17 protein-coding genes are annotated in these 15,263 nt (G+C 70.0%); 13 read left to right on the top strand and 4 right to left on the bottom strand.

The window, feature by feature from the left end:
• Positions 1 to 24 precede the first annotated feature (24 nt).
• Positions 25 to 402, top strand: coding sequence for a sterol carrier family protein (locus tag ABZX02_RS22710; RefSeq protein WP_355300547.1), 378 nt, complete (start codon positions 25 to 27; stop codon positions 400 to 402).
• 5 nt (positions 403 to 407) lie between these two features.
• On the opposite strand, the gene ABZX02_RS22705 is transcribed toward ABZX02_RS22710, so the two are convergent.
• Both ABZX02_RS22705 and ABZX02_RS22700 read right to left on the bottom strand, forming a co-directional pair.
• Entirely contained in the window at positions 408 to 2,378 is a 1,971-nt protein-coding gene (locus ABZX02_RS22705; protein WP_355300546.1) for an alpha/beta hydrolase, read from the bottom strand.
• A complete protein-coding gene (locus ABZX02_RS22700; protein ID WP_355300545.1) occupies positions 2,375 to 2,698 on the bottom strand; it encodes a hypothetical protein in 324 nt (107 codons plus the stop codon). Before ABZX02_RS22700 ends, ABZX02_RS22705 begins: the two co-directional genes overlap by 4 nt.
• A gap of 94 nt (positions 2,699 to 2,792) precedes the next feature.
• On the opposite strand from ABZX02_RS22700, the gene ABZX02_RS22695 reads away from it, so the two are divergent.
• The 8 genes from ABZX02_RS22695 (at position 2,793) to arfB (ending at position 8,852) form a co-directional block, all read left to right on the top strand.
• Positions 2,793 to 3,539, top strand: coding sequence for a maleylpyruvate isomerase N-terminal domain-containing protein (locus ABZX02_RS22695; RefSeq protein ID WP_355300544.1), 747 nt, complete (start codon positions 2,793 to 2,795; stop codon positions 3,537 to 3,539).
• On the top strand, positions 3,539 to 3,859 hold the full coding sequence (locus tag ABZX02_RS22690) for a hypothetical protein (protein ID WP_355300543.1): 321 nt from the start codon (positions 3,539 to 3,541) through the stop codon (positions 3,857 to 3,859). The genes ABZX02_RS22695 and ABZX02_RS22690 overlap by 1 nt, the downstream gene beginning before the upstream one ends.
• Complete coding sequence (locus tag ABZX02_RS22685) at positions 3,856 to 4,179, top strand: hypothetical protein (protein ID WP_355300542.1); 324 nt, start codon at positions 3,856 to 3,858, stop codon at positions 4,177 to 4,179. Before ABZX02_RS22690 ends, ABZX02_RS22685 begins: the two co-directional genes overlap by 4 nt.
• A complete protein-coding gene (locus tag ABZX02_RS22680; RefSeq protein WP_355300541.1) occupies positions 4,179 to 4,487 on the top strand; it encodes a hypothetical protein in 309 nt (102 codons plus the stop codon). Before ABZX02_RS22685 ends, ABZX02_RS22680 begins: the two co-directional genes overlap by 1 nt.
• A 116-nt stretch (positions 4,488 to 4,603) precedes the next feature.
• Positions 4,604 to 6,109 carry an amidophosphoribosyltransferase gene (gene purF, locus ABZX02_RS22675; protein ID WP_355300540.1) on the top strand — a complete coding sequence of 502 codons (1,506 nt, stop codon included), beginning with the start codon at positions 4,604 to 4,606 and terminating at the stop codon, positions 6,107 to 6,109.
• 29 nt (positions 6,110 to 6,138) lie between these two features.
• On the top strand, positions 6,139 to 7,200 hold the full coding sequence (gene purM, locus ABZX02_RS22670) for a phosphoribosylformylglycinamidine cyclo-ligase (RefSeq protein WP_355300539.1): 1,062 nt from the start codon (positions 6,139 to 6,141) through the stop codon (positions 7,198 to 7,200).
• A gap of 53 nt (positions 7,201 to 7,253) precedes the next feature.
• Positions 7,254 to 8,420, top strand: coding sequence for a SigE family RNA polymerase sigma factor (locus ABZX02_RS22665; RefSeq protein ID WP_355300538.1), 1,167 nt, complete (start codon positions 7,254 to 7,256; stop codon positions 8,418 to 8,420).
• Positions 8,421 to 8,429: 9 nt separating this feature from the next.
• The gene (gene arfB / locus ABZX02_RS22660) at positions 8,430 to 8,852 is read left to right on the top strand and encodes an alternative ribosome rescue aminoacyl-tRNA hydrolase ArfB (RefSeq protein WP_355300537.1); all 423 of its coding nucleotides are present in this window, start codon (positions 8,430 to 8,432) and stop codon (positions 8,850 to 8,852) included.
• On the opposite strand, the gene ABZX02_RS22655 is transcribed toward arfB, so the two are convergent.
• Positions 8,835 to 9,506: a response regulator gene (locus ABZX02_RS22655; protein WP_355300536.1), complete on the bottom strand. Its 672-nt coding sequence runs from the start codon at positions 9,504 to 9,506 to the stop codon at positions 8,835 to 8,837. The genes arfB and ABZX02_RS22655 overlap by 18 nt on opposite strands.
• On the bottom strand, positions 9,503 to 11,041 hold the full coding sequence (locus tag ABZX02_RS22650; protein ID WP_355300535.1) for a sensor histidine kinase: 1,539 nt from the start codon (positions 11,039 to 11,041) through the stop codon (positions 9,503 to 9,505). Before ABZX02_RS22650 ends, ABZX02_RS22655 begins: the two co-directional genes overlap by 4 nt.
• Before the next feature lie 130 nt (positions 11,042 to 11,171).
• Here ABZX02_RS22650 and ABZX02_RS22645 point away from each other — a divergent pair, with 130 nt between their 5' ends.
• The 4 genes from ABZX02_RS22645 to ABZX02_RS22630 all read left to right on the top strand — a co-directional run bounded on the left by ABZX02_RS22645 (position 11,172) and on the right by ABZX02_RS22630 (position 15,209).
• The gene (locus ABZX02_RS22645; protein WP_355300620.1) at positions 11,172 to 12,140 is read left to right on the top strand and encodes a tripartite tricarboxylate transporter substrate-binding protein; all 969 of its coding nucleotides are present in this window, start codon (positions 11,172 to 11,174) and stop codon (positions 12,138 to 12,140) included.
• Entirely contained in the window at positions 12,137 to 12,661 is a 525-nt protein-coding gene (locus ABZX02_RS22640) for a tripartite tricarboxylate transporter TctB family protein (protein WP_355300534.1), read from the top strand. The genes ABZX02_RS22645 and ABZX02_RS22640 overlap by 4 nt, the downstream gene beginning before the upstream one ends.
• Positions 12,662 to 14,173, top strand: coding sequence for a tripartite tricarboxylate transporter permease (locus ABZX02_RS22635; RefSeq protein WP_355300533.1), 1,512 nt, complete (start codon positions 12,662 to 12,664; stop codon positions 14,171 to 14,173).
• Between the two features lie 97 nt (positions 14,174 to 14,270).
• Positions 14,271 to 15,209, top strand: a complete 939-nt coding sequence (locus tag ABZX02_RS22630; protein WP_355300532.1) for a hypothetical protein — start codon at positions 14,271 to 14,273, stop codon at positions 15,207 to 15,209.
• Positions 15,210 to 15,263: the final 54 nt, after the last annotated feature.

Below are 15,263 nucleotides of genomic sequence, written 5' to 3'. Positions count from 1 at the left end.
TGCCCCTTCGCTAATGTGGGCGGCGTGCCAGCCAGAGCCGTCGATCCCGCCGAGATGCGCGCCGCCGTGCAGGCCGTGCTCCCGTGGCTGCGCGGCGAGGCTGACCAGCCAGAACGTCCCGCGCTCGCCGCCGCCGTCCGGCTGAGCCTGCGCACCCTCGAACAGATCGCGCCCGGCCGCAGCGTCGAGGTGCGCGTTCCCCCGTTCGCGGCGGTGCAGTGCGTCGAGGGGCCGCGCCACACCCGCGGTACGCCCCCGAACGTCGTGGAGACCGACGCCCGCACGTGGCTCGAACTGGCCACCGGCGCGCTCGACTGGACCGACGCGCTCGACGAGGCCCGGGTCACCGCCTCCGGGACCCGAGCCGACCTCTCCCCGCTGCTACCGGTCGTGAAGTTCTAACGCCGTCAGAACCACGAGCCGATCGTCTTGATCGCGCCGCCGACACCCTCGACGGCGTCGCGCCCGAGCTCCACCACGTTGCCCACGGTGTCGACCACGACGTCACCGGCATCGCTCGCCACCTCGCCCACGGTGTCCAGCGCGTGCCCGGCCGCATCGCCCCAGCGCCCGTTCGAGATGTCGTCGACGACCTGCCCACCACCGCGCCAGATGTCCTCGCCCATGTCGACGACCTCCTTGCCGGTGTTGACGCCCCAGTCGATGACGGGCCCGACCCCGGGCAGGTCCGAACCGGGCACCTCGACGGGAACCGGCGAGTCCTGCCAGCGCTGCTGGGAGACGTCGCCGCCGTTGCCGGTCGCGATCTTCGCCAGGTTCTCCAGCGACTCCGAGCCCTTGTCGTAGTAGGCCGAGTGGGCGTGCCCGATCCAGTCTTCGCCGGACGTGCCGAACTGCGTCGCGCCGAACGAGGAGTCGTACGGCCCGGTCGACGACCCGTCCTTGGTGAACCAGTCGCCGCTCGTGCCCTGGATGACGGGGTCGTGCTCGGTGCCGCCGACGTACACGTGCCCCGCGCCCGGACCGAGCTGGTTCACGTTGGACGCGCCGACACCAGGCGAGCCGACGAACGCGATGTCGTCCGCCTTCAGCCCGTTGTCCATCGCGGAGTAGCCGACGACCGTGCTGCCGTAGCTGTGCCCGATCACCGTGACGTGCGCGTTGGGGTTCGCGACGCGGTAACCCTCGACGTCGGCGGCCAGGATCCGGCCGCCCTCGATGGCCTGCGCCGGGTCGTTGACCTGGCCGAGCGCGGCGGCGGGCGCGTCGTACCCGAGCCACTGGATCGCGGCGCCGTCCGGCCCCATGGCCTCGCTGAGGTTCGCGGCCTGTGCCTGGCTGAAGCCCGTGAGATCGGAGGTCGTGCCGGGCACGGCGACCGCGAGGTGTTTGGCGGTGTCCGGGTTTCCGAACGCGATCGCCATCGTGCCTTCTTTGTTCCCGGGACCGTCCGGGCTCCAGTGCAGGAGGTACGCGTCCTTGCCGATGTCACCGGCCTGCTGGTCGGCCTCTCCCAGCCGTGCCTCGGCGTTCCTCGAGTTCTCGGCACGACGGGCTGCTTCGTCGTGCTGGGCCATGAGCTGGGAGCCCTGGGGGTCGTTGCGCAGAGCGCGTTCCGCCTCCGGTGTGCCGGGGGTGACCCCCAGTTCCCTGGCTCGGGCGTCGAGCTGCGCCTTCAAGGCCTCTTCCTGGGCCGTGAACCGGTCGACGTCAGCGTCGATGCGCTTGCGGTTCGCGCCATCCAGCACGTCGGCCGGCAGCCCGCGGAGCTGGCCGAGCTCCTGGAACCTGGTCTCCTGCAGAGCCTTCTTCTGGTCGGCGCTGAGGGAGTTCCACCACGCGGCGACCGCTCGCGGGTCGCTTCCGGGAGGCGGCACCGGTGGAAGGGCACCCCCCGCTCCGGCGCGCTGAGCCGCTCGGGCCCAGCCGGAGTCCGCGCGCGCGGACTCCTCGAAACCCGGTGGAATCCTGGTGAGCGCACTCGCGTACGAGCGCAGGACGTTGTCGTAGCCCGACTTCACCTTGTTCAAAGAGTCGTTGACCTGGTTTGCGAGCTGCCGGGTCTGCTGTTCGTCCAAGCCGGGCGGACGCCCGCGCCACACGCTGATCGCCTGGTCCGCGGCACCGCGCATCTGGCCGTAGGCGCGCGACGCGGCCTGGACGATGTCGACGCCCGCGCCGAGCCGTTCGACAGCGGCCTTGGCGGCGGTCGCGGACAGCTGCGCTCGCGCGGTGAACTTGGAGGCAGCCTCGCCGGTCCAGTCGCTCACAGCCGTTCTGCCGCCGTTCGCGACCGACTCCCCGGCCCGGCCGACCGCGCTGATCGCACCGGTGATCGGGTCTGCCGCGGCAGCGATCCGCCCGACGTCGCCGGAGGCGAGCCGGCCGTACAGGCTTTCGGGATCCGTGTAGCTCACTGCCCGCCCCCCAGGCCCATCATCAGCTTCCGCAGCGCCGCCGTGTGATCGTCTTCCATGCGCTGGTAGGAGTCGGCGTTCGACACGAGCCCCTCCGCCGCGTCATTGATCCAGGCGGAGCCGCGCTGGAGGTCCTGGGCGTGCGTGCCGACGAACCCGGACAACGCCGTCGCGAACTCGGCGGCGGCGTCCACCTCGCCGAGCGCTCCCGCGTCGAGCCTGAGCATCGAGATCATCTCCGCTGCCTCGCGCACCGCGTTGGAGCCGTTGCCGAACTCCTTGGACGCGGTGCGCAGCAGGTCGGGCTCAACGCCGAACATCGCCACCCCCTGTAGGTCCTCGATCACTGCGACGCGAATGCATCATCTCCGGTTCCCTGCTCCCCCGTGAACGGTTTCGGGCACGATGTCGCTCATGGTGCAGACAGGGTGGACGGCCGAGCGGTGGACCGCTGTGTTCATCGAGCAGGCCGAGTTGTTCCGCAAGGCAGTGGCAGACGCGGACCCGGCGGCCGACGTGCCGACGCGCCCCGGCTGGACCGTTCAGGACCTGGTCATCCACGTCGGGCGCTTCCTGGAGACCTCCACCGAGTACCTGCGCACCGGCAGCCGCAACCCGATCAAGCCGACGCCCCCGCCCGCCGGACTCGCGCCGCTCGAGTACCTCGACCTGCAGGTCGTCGCGGCGAGCGAGATCCTGACCGCGGTGCCGGGCAACCGGCCGGTGTGGACCTTCTCGCCGTCCGCGCCCGACCTGGCGTGGGTGTGGCACCGCCGGATCGCCCACGAGACGGTGCTGCGGCGGTACGACGCGCAGACCGTCGTCCGTCAGGTCGGTGCCACGGACGCGGACCTCTGCGTCGACGGCATCGACGAGGTGCTGACCACGATCGTCGCGGCGAAGCTCGACGGCGACTCCCCGCATGACGTGACGGGCACCGCCGTGGTCCGGTCGACCGATGTGCCGGAGTCCTGGCTGATCTCCCTCGCGGCGGGCGAGGTGCCCGACGTCCGTGCCGCCGCCCCAGGGGAAGAGGGCGACGCACTGGTGACCGGGGCGGCCGAACTCGTCTACTTCTGGCTCTGGGACAGGATGAAGCTCAAGGAGATGGCAGGAGACCAGCGCGTGCTGGACGTTCTTCGCGTGGGACGGGGGCACTGATGCGCAAGCTCGCGATGGTGGTGCTCGGCTGCCTGCTGCTCGCCGGGTGTGCGGCGAACTGGGAGGACGCAGAGGTCCGGTACAAGGTCGTCTCGCAGGAGAACAAGTCCGTGACGGAGTACTTCAACCTGGAGTTGGTGGGTGAAGCGCCGAAGGGGGCGTTGGAACCTGACCAGCTCAAGCGCAAGCTCGTGTCGACGGATCGGGCCGAAGGCGCCCAGGTCGGCGACGAGGTGCTCTGCCAGGTCAGGCAGAAGAAGGGGAGCGCGTTCGAGGACTCGAACGTCTCGACCAGTCTCCTGGGCTGCAAGAAAGCATGAGGCTCGAGATCGGCGGGGTGCTCGTGGCCGCGTGCCTGGTGCTGACCGGCTGTGCCGCGTCCTGGCAGCAGGAGCTACGGTACAAGATCGTTTCGGTGGACAACGACACCCCGACCGAGTACTTCAGGCTCGAGCTGGTGGGCGACCCGCCCGAGGATGCGCTGGAAGCCGAACAGTTGAAGTGGCACTTCGAGTCGACCGCGGCGATCAAAGGCGCCCAGATCGGTGACGAGGTCCTCTGCTCGGTCGACCAGGAGAAGGGCAACGCGTTCGGGAACTCGAACGTCGTGACGCACCTGAAGAACTGTAAAAAGGCTTGATGCGGAAGACCATCGCGGCGTTACTCGGCTGCCTCGCCCTGACCGGTTGCTCCTCCGACTGGCAGGGCGAGACCGCCTTCAAGGTCGCCGAGTTCTACGACCACCAGCTCCCCGACGGCGCCACCGAGAAGCGCGTCAAGCTCGACCCCGTCGGCTCCCCGCCGCAGGACGCCGAACCCGATCACCTGAAGGGCTTGTCGGTCCTGGAACACGAGATCGTCGGCGCGGTCGGCGTCGAGGACGGTGTGGTCTGCCTCGCACGGCACGAGTCGGGTGAGACGAAGATCAGCGGCTGCAAGAAGTCCTGAAGTGGGCCGAAGGCATGAGTTTCATCACCTCACCAGGGGTCTGGAGGGGGTAGTTCCCCGGTAGCTCCACTTACACTCGGAGGCGCAGCCAGCCCCATCGTGAGGGAGCCAATTCGGTGGTCGACGACCATTCCCAGTCCGAACAGGAACCCCGTGAGGAGTGTGGCGTCTTCGGCGTCTGGGCTCCGGGTGAAGACGTCTCCAAGCTGACCTACTACGGCCTCTACGCCCTGCAGCACCGCGGCCAGGAGGCGGCGGGCATCTCCGTCGGCGACGGGTCGCAGGTCGTCGTCTTCAAGGACCTCGGGCTCGTCAGCCAGGTCTTCGACGAGCAGGTGCTGCAGTCGCTCAAGGGCCACGTGGCCGTCGGGCACTGCCGCTACTCCACCACCGGGTCCACGACCTGGGAGAACGCGCAGCCGACGTTCCGCACCACGGCGGCCGGCAGCGGGCTGAGCCTCGGCCACAACGGCAACCTCGTGAACACGGCCGAGCTGCTGGAGAAGGCGAAGTCCCTCGGCATCAGCAGCCGCAACGGCGCCACGACGGACTCGGACATCCTCACCGCGCTGCTCGCCCACGCGGCGGCGGACAAGGGCATCGAGCAGGCCGCGCTGGAGCTGCTGCCCACGGTCCGGGGCGCGTACTGCCTCACGTTCTCCGACGAGTCGACGCTGTACGCGGCGCGCGACCCGCACGGCGTCCGCCCGCTGGTGCTCGGCCGGTTGGAACGCGGCTGGGTCGTGGCGAGCGAGACCGCCGCCCTCGACATCGTCGGCGCGAGCTTCGTGCGCGAGGTCGAGCCCGGCGAGCTCATCGCGATCGACGAGGACGGGCTGCGGTCCACCCGGTTCGCGACGCCCGAGCCCAAGGGCTGCATCTTCGAGTACGTCTACCTGGCGCGTCCCGACACGACGATCTCCGGGCGCGGTGTGCACGCCACGCGCGTCGAGATCGGCCGCCGGCTCGCCAAGGAGCACCCGGTCGAGGCAGACCTGGTCATCCCCGTGCCGGAGTCCGGCACGCCCGCGGCCATCGGGTACGCGCAGGCCAGCGGCATCCCGTACGGGTCGGGCCTGGTCAAGAACGCCTACGTCGGCCGGACGTTCATCCAGCCGTCGCAGACCATCCGCCAGCTCGGCATCCGGCTCAAGCTGAACCCGCTGCGCGACGTCATCCGCGGCAAGCGCCTGGTCGTCGTGGACGACTCGATCGTGCGCGGCAACACCCAGCGCGCGCTCGTGCGCATGCTGCGCGAGGCCGGTGCGCTCGAGGTCCACGTCCGGATCGCGTCGCCGCCCGTCAAGTGGCCGTGCTTCTACGGCATCGACTTCGCCTCGCGGGCCGAGCTCATCGCCAACGGCCTGGACGACGACGGCATCCGCCGCTCGGTCGGCGCGGACTCGCTCGGGTACGTGTCGCTGGAGCAGCTCGTCGCGGCCACCGAACAGCCCAAGACGCGGCTCTGCTCGGCGTGCTTCGACGGCGAGTACCCGATCGAACTGCCGCAGGACGCGCTCATCGGCAAGCACCTGCTCGAGGGCCTCAAGGGAGTCTCGGGCTCGGCGGCTCCCGTCCTGCCGAACGGCTATGGTGCCGAAGACGCCCTGCGTCGCCCCTAGGCACCCAGATCCAAGTGGAAGAAGTTGACGTGACCGACAGCGCCAAGGCCACCTACGCCGCCGCCGGAGTCAGTATCGCCGCAGGTGACGAGGCGGTGGAGAAGCTCAAGCCGTGGGCGGCCAAGGCGCACCGGCCCGAGGTGCTCGGCGGCATCGGTGGCTTCGCCGGCCTGTTCCAGCTCAAGCTCGACCGCTGGAAGGAGCCGATCCTGGCGTCCTCCACGGACGGCGTCGGCACCAAGATCGCGATCGCCCAGGCGCTCGACAAGCACGACACCGTCGGCATCGACCTGGTCGCCATGATCGTGGACGACCTGGTCGTCTGCGGTGCCGAGCCGCTGTTCGTGCAGGACTACATCGCGGTCGGCAAGGTCGTCCCGGACCGGATCGCGTCACTGGTCAAGGGCATCGCCGAGGGCTGCGTCCAGGCCGGTTGCGCGCTGCTCGGCGGCGAGACCGCGGAGCACCCCGGCCTGATGGGCGACGACGACTACGACATCTCCGGCACGGGCGTCGGCGTGGTCGAGCAGTCGAAGCTGCTCGGTCCCGACCGCGTCCGCGACGGCGACGTCGTGATCGCCATGGGTTCGTCCGGCCTGCACTCGAACGGCTACTCGCTCGCCCGGCACGTGCTGCTGGAGATCGCGCGGATGCCGCTCGAGGGCCACGTCGAGGAGTTCGGCCGCACCCTCGGCGAGGAGATGCTGGAGCCGACCAAGATCTACGCCAAGGACTGCCTGGCGCTGATCGCCGAGACCGAGGTGCGCGGGTTCTCCCACGTCACCGGTGGCGGTCTGGCCGCGAACCTCGCCCGCGTGCTGCCCGAGGGCCTGCACGCGACGCTCGACCGCGGCACCTGGACGCCCGCGCCGGTGTTCCAGCTCATCGCCCAGCGCGGCCGCGTGGAGCGCGAGGAGATGGAGAAGGCGTTCAACATGGGCGTCGGCATGGTCGCCGTCGTGGCGCCCGAGGACGTCGACCGCGCGCTGGCCGTGCTCACCGCCCGCCACGTGCCGGCGTGGGTGCTCGGCGAGATCACGAAGTCCGACGAGAGCGGTGCCGCGCTCGTTGGCGATCACCCGCGTTTCTGAGGCAACCTCCTGACTCGGTCGCCGCGTACTAAGCGGCGACCGAGGAGGGGCACTTGGACCGGGACCGCGAGTTCGGGGAGTTCGTCGACGCACGCGCTCTCGTCATGCGCCGCACGGCATACCTGCTGTGCGGCGACTGGCACCGCGCCGAGGACATCGTCCAGCAGGCGCTGATCAAGATGTACGTGGCCTGGTCGCGCGTCCGCAAGGACAGCGTCGACGCCTACGCCCGCAAGGTGCTGGTGCGCACCGCCATCGACGAGACCCGGCGCGGGTTCTTCCAGCGCGAACGCATCGTGGACGCCGTGCCCGAGTCCGCCGTCACGGACGCGACGACGGACCTCGACCTGCGCCGCGCGCTCGACGCGTTGCCGGCCGGGCAACGCGCCGTCGTCGTGCTGCGGTACTGGGAGGACCTGAGCATCACCGAGACCGCCCGCATCCTCGGCAGGACGGAGGGCACGGTGAAGAGCCAGGCCGCCAAGGGCCTCGCGGCGTTGCGCGACCTGCTGGAGAACGAGCCGGTGTCGCGGATCTACACCTCCGAGGTGATCCGCAAGGGCCGGACCAAGCTCGTCCGCCGCCGCAGCGCCATCGCGGGAGCGCTGGTGTTCGTGCTGCTGGCCGGCGTGGGCACGGGCGGGTACTTCGCCAGGCCGCACGAGACCTCGTCCCCGGCGACGTCCGAGGACTCGAACTCCGGCGGCGTCGCCGACCGCAACGCCCAGCTCACGGCGGTGCTGAGGAACGGCTACCGCTTGCCGCCGGGCGTGACGGCCGAGGACGTCCCCGAGATCGACGCCAAGGCGTTCGTGTTCTTCACCCGCGAGAACACCAACACCCCGGACGGCTTCCGGCGCGCCGTGGCGAGGCTGCGGGACTCGAGCGGTGTGGGTGGCTTCGCGATCAAGCTCGCCCCCAGCAAGCCCGCGGACCTCGACTTCATGTGCGAGGAACCGGTGTGCCGGGTGGAGGAGCGCAACGGCGTCAAACTGCGCATCAGCCAGTTCACGTTCCCCGGTGAGGGCGCGCGGACCCTCGGTGTCCAGGCCGTGCGTCCGGACGGCACGACCGTCACGGTCCACACCGACAACCTCGGCAGCTTCAGCAACGGCATCTGGGGCGAGCCCAACCTCGGCGGCGCTCGGCAGCGCGACATGCCGGTGCTCGACGCCGAGGAGCTGATAAAGATCGCGACACTTCCGGGCCTGACCTTCTAACCTGGAGGCATGAACGACGTGACCGTGACTCGGACGCTGGTGCTGCCGGCGTCCGAGCTGCGCGAACGTTTTTCCAGGTCAGGTGGGCCGGGCGGGCAGGGGGTGAACACGGCGGACAGCCGTGTGGAGCTCTCGTTCGACCTGGCTGCCTCGCCGTCGGTCCCCGACCACCTGAAGGCCAGGATGCTCGATCGGCTGGCCGGCCGGCTCGTCGACGGCGTCCTCACGATCGCCGCGTCGGAGCACCGCGCGCAGCTGCAGAACCGCGCCGCCGCCCGCGAACGCCTCGCCGCGGTCCTGCGCGCGGCCGCCGCTCCGCCACCGCCGGTGCGCAGGCCGACGAAGCCCACCAGGGGCTCGAAGGAACGCCGCATCGCGGGCAAGAAGCGCCGCGCGGAGACCAAGCGCGGTCGTTCAGGCTCCTGGGACTAGTCCGTAGATCCGTTCGGGCCGCCCGGTTCCGCCGTACCGCAACCGGACCTCGGCCCGTCCCGTCGACACGAAGTGCTCCAGGTACCGCCGCGCGCTCACCCGCGCCACCCCGGTCGACGACGCGCACTCCGAGGCCGACAGCCCGTCCGGGTGCGCCCGCAGCGCGTTCTCCACGAGCCGCGCGGTCTCCGGCGTCAACCCCTTGGGCAGCAACGGTTTCGAGGTCGGCCGCGCGCCGAACACCTGGTCCACGTCCGCCTGCCCGGCCGACGCCAGACCGTGCAGCTTCTCCCGCAACGACGCGAAGTGCGCCAACTGGTCCCGCAGTGCCGAGTAGTCGAACGGCTTGATCAGGTAGTGCAGCACGCCCCCGCGCATCGCACTGCGCACGGTGTCGACGTCCGTCGCGGCCGTGATCACGATGACGTCCACGTCCTCGTTGGCGCGCAACGACTTCAGCACCTCCAGGCCGGTGACGTCCGGCAGGTAGACGTCGAGCAGCACCAGGTCGGGCTTCAACGACGCGACCAGCTTCAACGCGTCACCGCCGGTGTGCGCGACCCCGACGACCTCGAACCCCTCGGTGCGCGCGACGTACCCGCTGTGCACCTTGGCCACCATGAAGTCGTCGTCGACGACCAGCACCCGGATCACCAGGGCAGCCTTGCCGTGAAGACCGAGCCGGACACGGTCACCGAACCGCCGCGTCGCAGGCACGCCCGGCGGATCAGCGCGAGCCCGATGCCGCGTTCGCCGTGCGAAGCCGCCTTGGTCGTGAACCCGTGGCGGAACACCTCTTCCACGAGTTCCGGTGCCACCCCGGGACCGGAGTCGCGCACCACGACCTGGACCTCGTCGTCCAACTGCACCACACCCACCTCGATCCACTTCCCCGAACCGCCGGCGCTGGGCGAGCTCAGCGCGTCCAACGCGTTGTCGACGAGATTTCCCAGCACCATCACCAGATCCGCGGACAACGCCTCGTCGACCCTGCCCAGCACGCTGTCCGGACCCAGCCGCAGCGCCGTGCCGCGTTCGGCGGCGAGCGACGCCTTGGCGATCAGCAGCGCGGCCACGGCGGGATCGCCGATCGACGAGCCGACCTCGGTCCGCCACTGGTCCTGCGCCGAGCTGATCTGGTGAATGTAGTGGGTGACCTCGTCGTACTCCTTCAACGAGATCAGGCCGGCGATGGTGTGCAGCCGGTTCGCGAACTCGTGCGCCTGCGCCCGCAACGTGTCCGTCGCGTGCTGCGAGGCGTCGAGTTCGTGTTGCAGGGCAAGGAGTTCCGTGCGGTCGCGCATCGTCACGACCGCGCCCTCGCCGCCGTCGATCGGCATGCGGTTCAACGTCAGCACGACACCCTGCCGCAGCACGAGCTGGTCGACGCCGGTGGAACGGCCGGTCAGCACGTCCCGCAGCCGTTCGTTGAGCTCCAGCTCCTCGACCGACCGCCCGACGGCGTCCTCCGGCAGCGCCAGCAGGTCGCTCGCGTGGTCGTTGACCAGCGTGATCCGGTTCTGCCCGTCGAGGCCGACCACGCCCTCGCGGATGCCGTGCAGCAACGCCTCGCGGTTCTCGACCAGCGCGGTGATCTCGTGCGGCTCCAGCCCGAGCGTCTGGTTCTTCACCCGTCTCGCCAGCAGCAACGACCCGGTGACGCCGATGATCAGCGCGATCGCCAGGTAGCGCAGCACGTCGACGGGCTGCTCCAGCGCGCCGGCGAAGATGCCGGGGTCCTCCGCGCCCGCGATCACCATGCCGTTGACCTGGCGGCTCGTCGGGTCGAACACCGGCACGTGCGCCTCGATCGAGTCACCGATCGTGCCCGTCCAGGACCGGCCCCCCAGGGCGGTCTCGCGGGTGTCCAAAGTGGTCCCGATCTGCGCCGGGTCCGGCGACGCGATCACGAGCCGCTTCTCGTTGAGGATCAGCACGTAGGAGGCACCGGACAGGCTGCGCGCGGTCTCGGCGGGCGCGGACAGCAGCCGCCAGTTGCCCATCTCCTCCTGGACCAGCGTGTTCGCGGCGACCGTCTCGGCGACCGAGAGCATCCGGCGTTCCTCGTTGGAGCGAAAGTTGCTGCCCGTCTGGACGACTGTCAGCGCGCCCACCGCGCACAGCAGCAACGTGACGACTACCAGTTGCCAGGCGAGGAGCTGACTGGCCAGGGATCGGCGGCGACGCATGTGACCTCCCGTGACCAGAAAGACCGAAAGAAACCTTAAAAGCGCAAGAGCGACATCCAGGTTTACACGAGTGCAACATGTCCAACCACGCGGACGAGAGGCGGGGATCACAGTGTCGGTGAAGGTGTGGGTGGCGGTGGCGGCGGCGTTGCTCGCCGTCCTGCTCGTGCCACCGCTGCTGACGCCGGGTGCGGACAGCGGCGAGACGAACCAGGTGCGGGCGTTGCGGGTGCTGGTCCCGAACGCGCCCGGCGGCGGGTACGACATCACCGCGCGCACGGCGGCGAAGGCCATGGAGGACGCCGACCTGCTGCGCAACGCCGAGGTGTTCAACCTCCCCGGCGCGGGCGGCACGGTCGGGCTCGGCCGCACGGTCGGCGAGCGCGGCAACGGCAAGCTGATCATGTCGATGGGGCTGGGCGTCGTCGGCGCGGTGTACACGAACAAGTCGCCGAACTCGCTGCTCGACACCACCCCGATCGCGAAGCTGATCGAGGAACCGGACATCGTCGTGGTCGCGAAGGACTCGCCGTACACGTCGATGCAGCAGCTCGTCGACGCCTGGAAGGCGAACCCCGGCACCGTGACGGTCGGCGGCGGTTCGGCTCCCGGCGGCCCGGACCACCTGGCGCCGATGCTGATCGCCAAGGCCGTGGGCCTGGAGCCGAAGTCGGTGAACTACATCCCGTTCGACGGTGGCGGTGAGCTGCTGGCGTCCGTGCTGGGCGGCAAGGTCGCGTTCGGCGTCTCGGGCGTCGGCGAGTACCGCGACCAGATCCAGGCCGGCACGTTGCGGGTGCTCGCGGTGACGAGCAAGGACCGCATCGACGGCATCGACGCGCCGACGCTCAAGCAGTCCGGTGTGGACGTCGAGTTCACCAACTGGCGCGGCATCGTCGCTCCTCCCGGCATCTCGCCGACGGACAAGGCGAAGCTCGTCGAGGTGTTCCAGAACCTGCAGCGCACGCCGCAGTGGGCCGAGGCCCTGCAGCGCAACGGCTGGACGGACGCCTTCGCGCCGGGAGACGAGTTCAGGACCTTCCTGGAGAACGAGAACAAGCGGGTGGCAACGGTGCTCAAGGACTTGGGGCTGGCATGACGACCGTGACTTCGAAGCCGGAGGAACGCCGGAGCTGGCTCCGCGACCACTCCGAACTGGGCATCTGCGCCCTGCTGGTCGTGCTCGCCGTGCTGGTGCTCACCGACGCGCTGCGCATTCCCACGGACTTCGCCCAGCGCGGTCCCGTCGGCCCGAAGGCCGTGCCGATCGTGGTCGGCGTCGCGTTGCTGGTCGTCGCCGCGCTGCTGGCCCGCGACGTGCTGCGTGGTGGCCGCGGTGAGGCGGAGGGCGGCGAGGACGTCGACCTGTCGGCACCCGCCGACTGGCGCACGGTCCTGCTGCTGTGCGGGGCGTTCCTCGCGAACGCCGTGCTGATCGGCGTGGTCGGGTTCCCGATCTCCGGCGCGATCCTGTTCTGGGGCGCGGCCTACGCGCTCGGCAGCCGCAACCTGGTGCGCGACCCGTTGCTCGCGGCCGGTATGTCGATCTTCACCTTCCTGGTGTTCAACAACCTGCTCGGCGTCCCCCTGCCCGGTGGCCCGTTGATGGAGGTGTTCTAGGTGGAACAACTGCTCGACGGCTTCGCCACGGCGCTGACGCCGACACACCTGCTGCTCGCCGCGATCGGCGTGCTGCTCGGCACCGCGATCGGTGTCCTGCCGGGCATCGGCCCGGCCATGGCGGTGGCGCTGCTGCTGCCCGTCACCTACGGCATGGAGCCGACCGGCGCGTTCATCATGTTCGCGGGCATCTACTACGGCGGCATGTTCGGCGGCTCGACCACGTCGATCCTGCTGAACACACCGGGTGAGAGCGCCGCGGTCGTGGCCGCGTTCGAGGGCAATCCCATGGCCCGCAAGGGCCGGGGTGCGCAAGCGCTTGCCGCCGCTGCCATCGGCCACTTCACCGGCGGCATCATCGGCACGATCCTGATCGTCCTGCTGGCGCCGTTCGTGGCCAAGCACGCCGTCGACATCGGCGCGCCCGACCTGTTCGCCGTGATGGTGCTGGCGTTCATCGCGGTCACCTCGGTGCTCGGCGCCTCCCGCATCCGCGGCTTCGCGTCGTTGCTCATCGGTCTCACGCTCGGCCTGGTCGGCCTCGACGAGATGACCGGCCAGCAGCGCCTCACGTTCGGCTCGCTGCACCTGGCCGACGGCATCGACATCGTCGTGGTCGCGGTCGCCCTGTTCGCGGTCGGCGAGGCCCTGTGGGTCGCGGCCCACCTGCGCCGCAAGCCGTTCGAGCCGATCCCCGTCGGACGTCCGTGGCTGTCTCGCGCGGACCTGAAGCGCACCTGGAAGCCGTGGCTGCGCGGTCCGGCGATCGGCTTCCCGTTCGGCGCGATCCCGGCCGGCGGCGCGGAGATCCCGACCTTCCTGTCGTACGTGACGGAGAAGCGGCTCTCCAAGCACAAGGACGAGTTCGGCAAGGGCGCCATCGAGGGCGTGGCGGGTCCGGAGTCCACGGCGTCCGCCTCCGCGGCGGGCACCCTGGTCACGATGCTGACGCTCGGCCTGCCGACCACGGCGGTCGCGGCGGTCATGCTCGCGGCGTTCCAGCAGTACGGCATCCAGCCCGGCCCGCTGCTGTTCCAGCGCGAGTCCGGCCTGGTGTGGGCGTTGATCGCGTCGCTGTTCATCGGCCTGACGCTGCTGCTGGTGCTGAACCTGCCGCTGGCGCCGCTGTGGGCGAAGCTGCTGCGCATCCCGCGGCCGTACCTCTACGCGGGCATCCTGTTCTTCGCCTCGGTCGGTGCCTACGCGGTCAACGCGGACATCTTCGACCTGCTGCTGATGTTCGTGATCGGCCTGCTGGGCTTCGCGATGCGGCGCTACGGCCTGCCGGTGCTGCCCGCGATCATCGGCGTGATCCTCGGCCCGGCCGCGGAACAGCAGATGCGCCGCTCGCTGCAGCTCTCGGACGGCTCGCTGACCGGCCTGGTCAACAGCCCGATGGCGATCATCGTCTACGTCGTCATCCTGGTGATCCTGTTCTTCCCGCTGATCAAGAAGTTCCTGCCGAAGCCGCCCGCCGCGGTGACCGAGGAACGCGAGAAGGTCGACGCCTAAAAGATCTTCGAAGTTTTTCCGGGAGTTTCGGGGAGATCCGCCCCGCACCGCGCACGTACCTCGCGCAAGGCCCAACGCCTTCGGAGGGAAGTGCACGATGAGGAAGCTGTTTCTCCTGGCCCTGACCATGATCGGCCTGGCGGCGGGTGTGCTGAGCGCACCCGCCGCCAGTGCCGCTCCCGCCCCCATGACGCCGTGGTCGCGGTGCGGGGCCGGGCAGGCGCCGACCTACACCGCCACCAAGTGGGTGCACGGCACGACGTACCTGACGCCCGCGCCGTTCGCCCTCGAACCCGGTGACGTCATCCACGTCAGCGCCACCGGCACGATCAACACCGGCGGCTGGTCCGGCAGCCACGGCCCGGCCGGCAACTCCACGATCACCTGGGGCGGCAACTGGCCGCACCAGGGCGGCCGTGCCTACTCGCTCTACGGGAAGTTCCGCAGCAACAACACGAAGTTCCTCGCCGCGAACACCGGCTGCCTCGACCCGGCGAGCTACTACTCCACCGGCGCCGACACCATCGACCTCGGCATCAACGACGAGAACCTGTCCGACAACACCGGCGGCTTCACCGTCACCATGCGCGTCTACCGCAACCTGGTGAAGGACGGCGGTTTCGAACGGCAGCCGAACCGCGGCGTCTCCGCACCGTGGACCGCGGAAGGCCCCGACCACAAGGGCGTCGACATCCGCCTCGGCTATGCCAACTCCGGCGGCAACAACGCCTTCATCCGCACCGGTTCCCGCAACTGGAACGCGGTCACGCAGTACGTTCCGCTTCGCCCGTACGCCTCGTACCGGATGCGCGTCTTCCTCCGCACCTCGGCGGTCTTCGGCGCGGGCTACCTCGGCGTGCGCGGTGCGTCCGCCGGCCTGGTCGAACGGCCGTACGGCGTCGTGAACGGCTACCAGGAACACACCATCGACTTCAGCACCGGCGCGAGCGGCGCGGTGACGGTCTTCCTCGGCTACTGGGCTCCCGGCACGGACTCATGGGTCCAAATGGATGATTTCGCGATTTATCCGGCCTGATCAGAGCTCTGCGCCCCGGGCCGCCCGGCCCGGGGCGCGTAATGCCGCCGCCGC

This window comes from Lentzea sp. NPDC003310 (assembly GCF_040610935.1).
Classification (GTDB): Bacteria; Actinomycetota; Actinomycetes; order Mycobacteriales; family Pseudonocardiaceae; genus Lentzea.
This window is presented reverse-complemented; position numbering and strand designations above follow the sequence as displayed.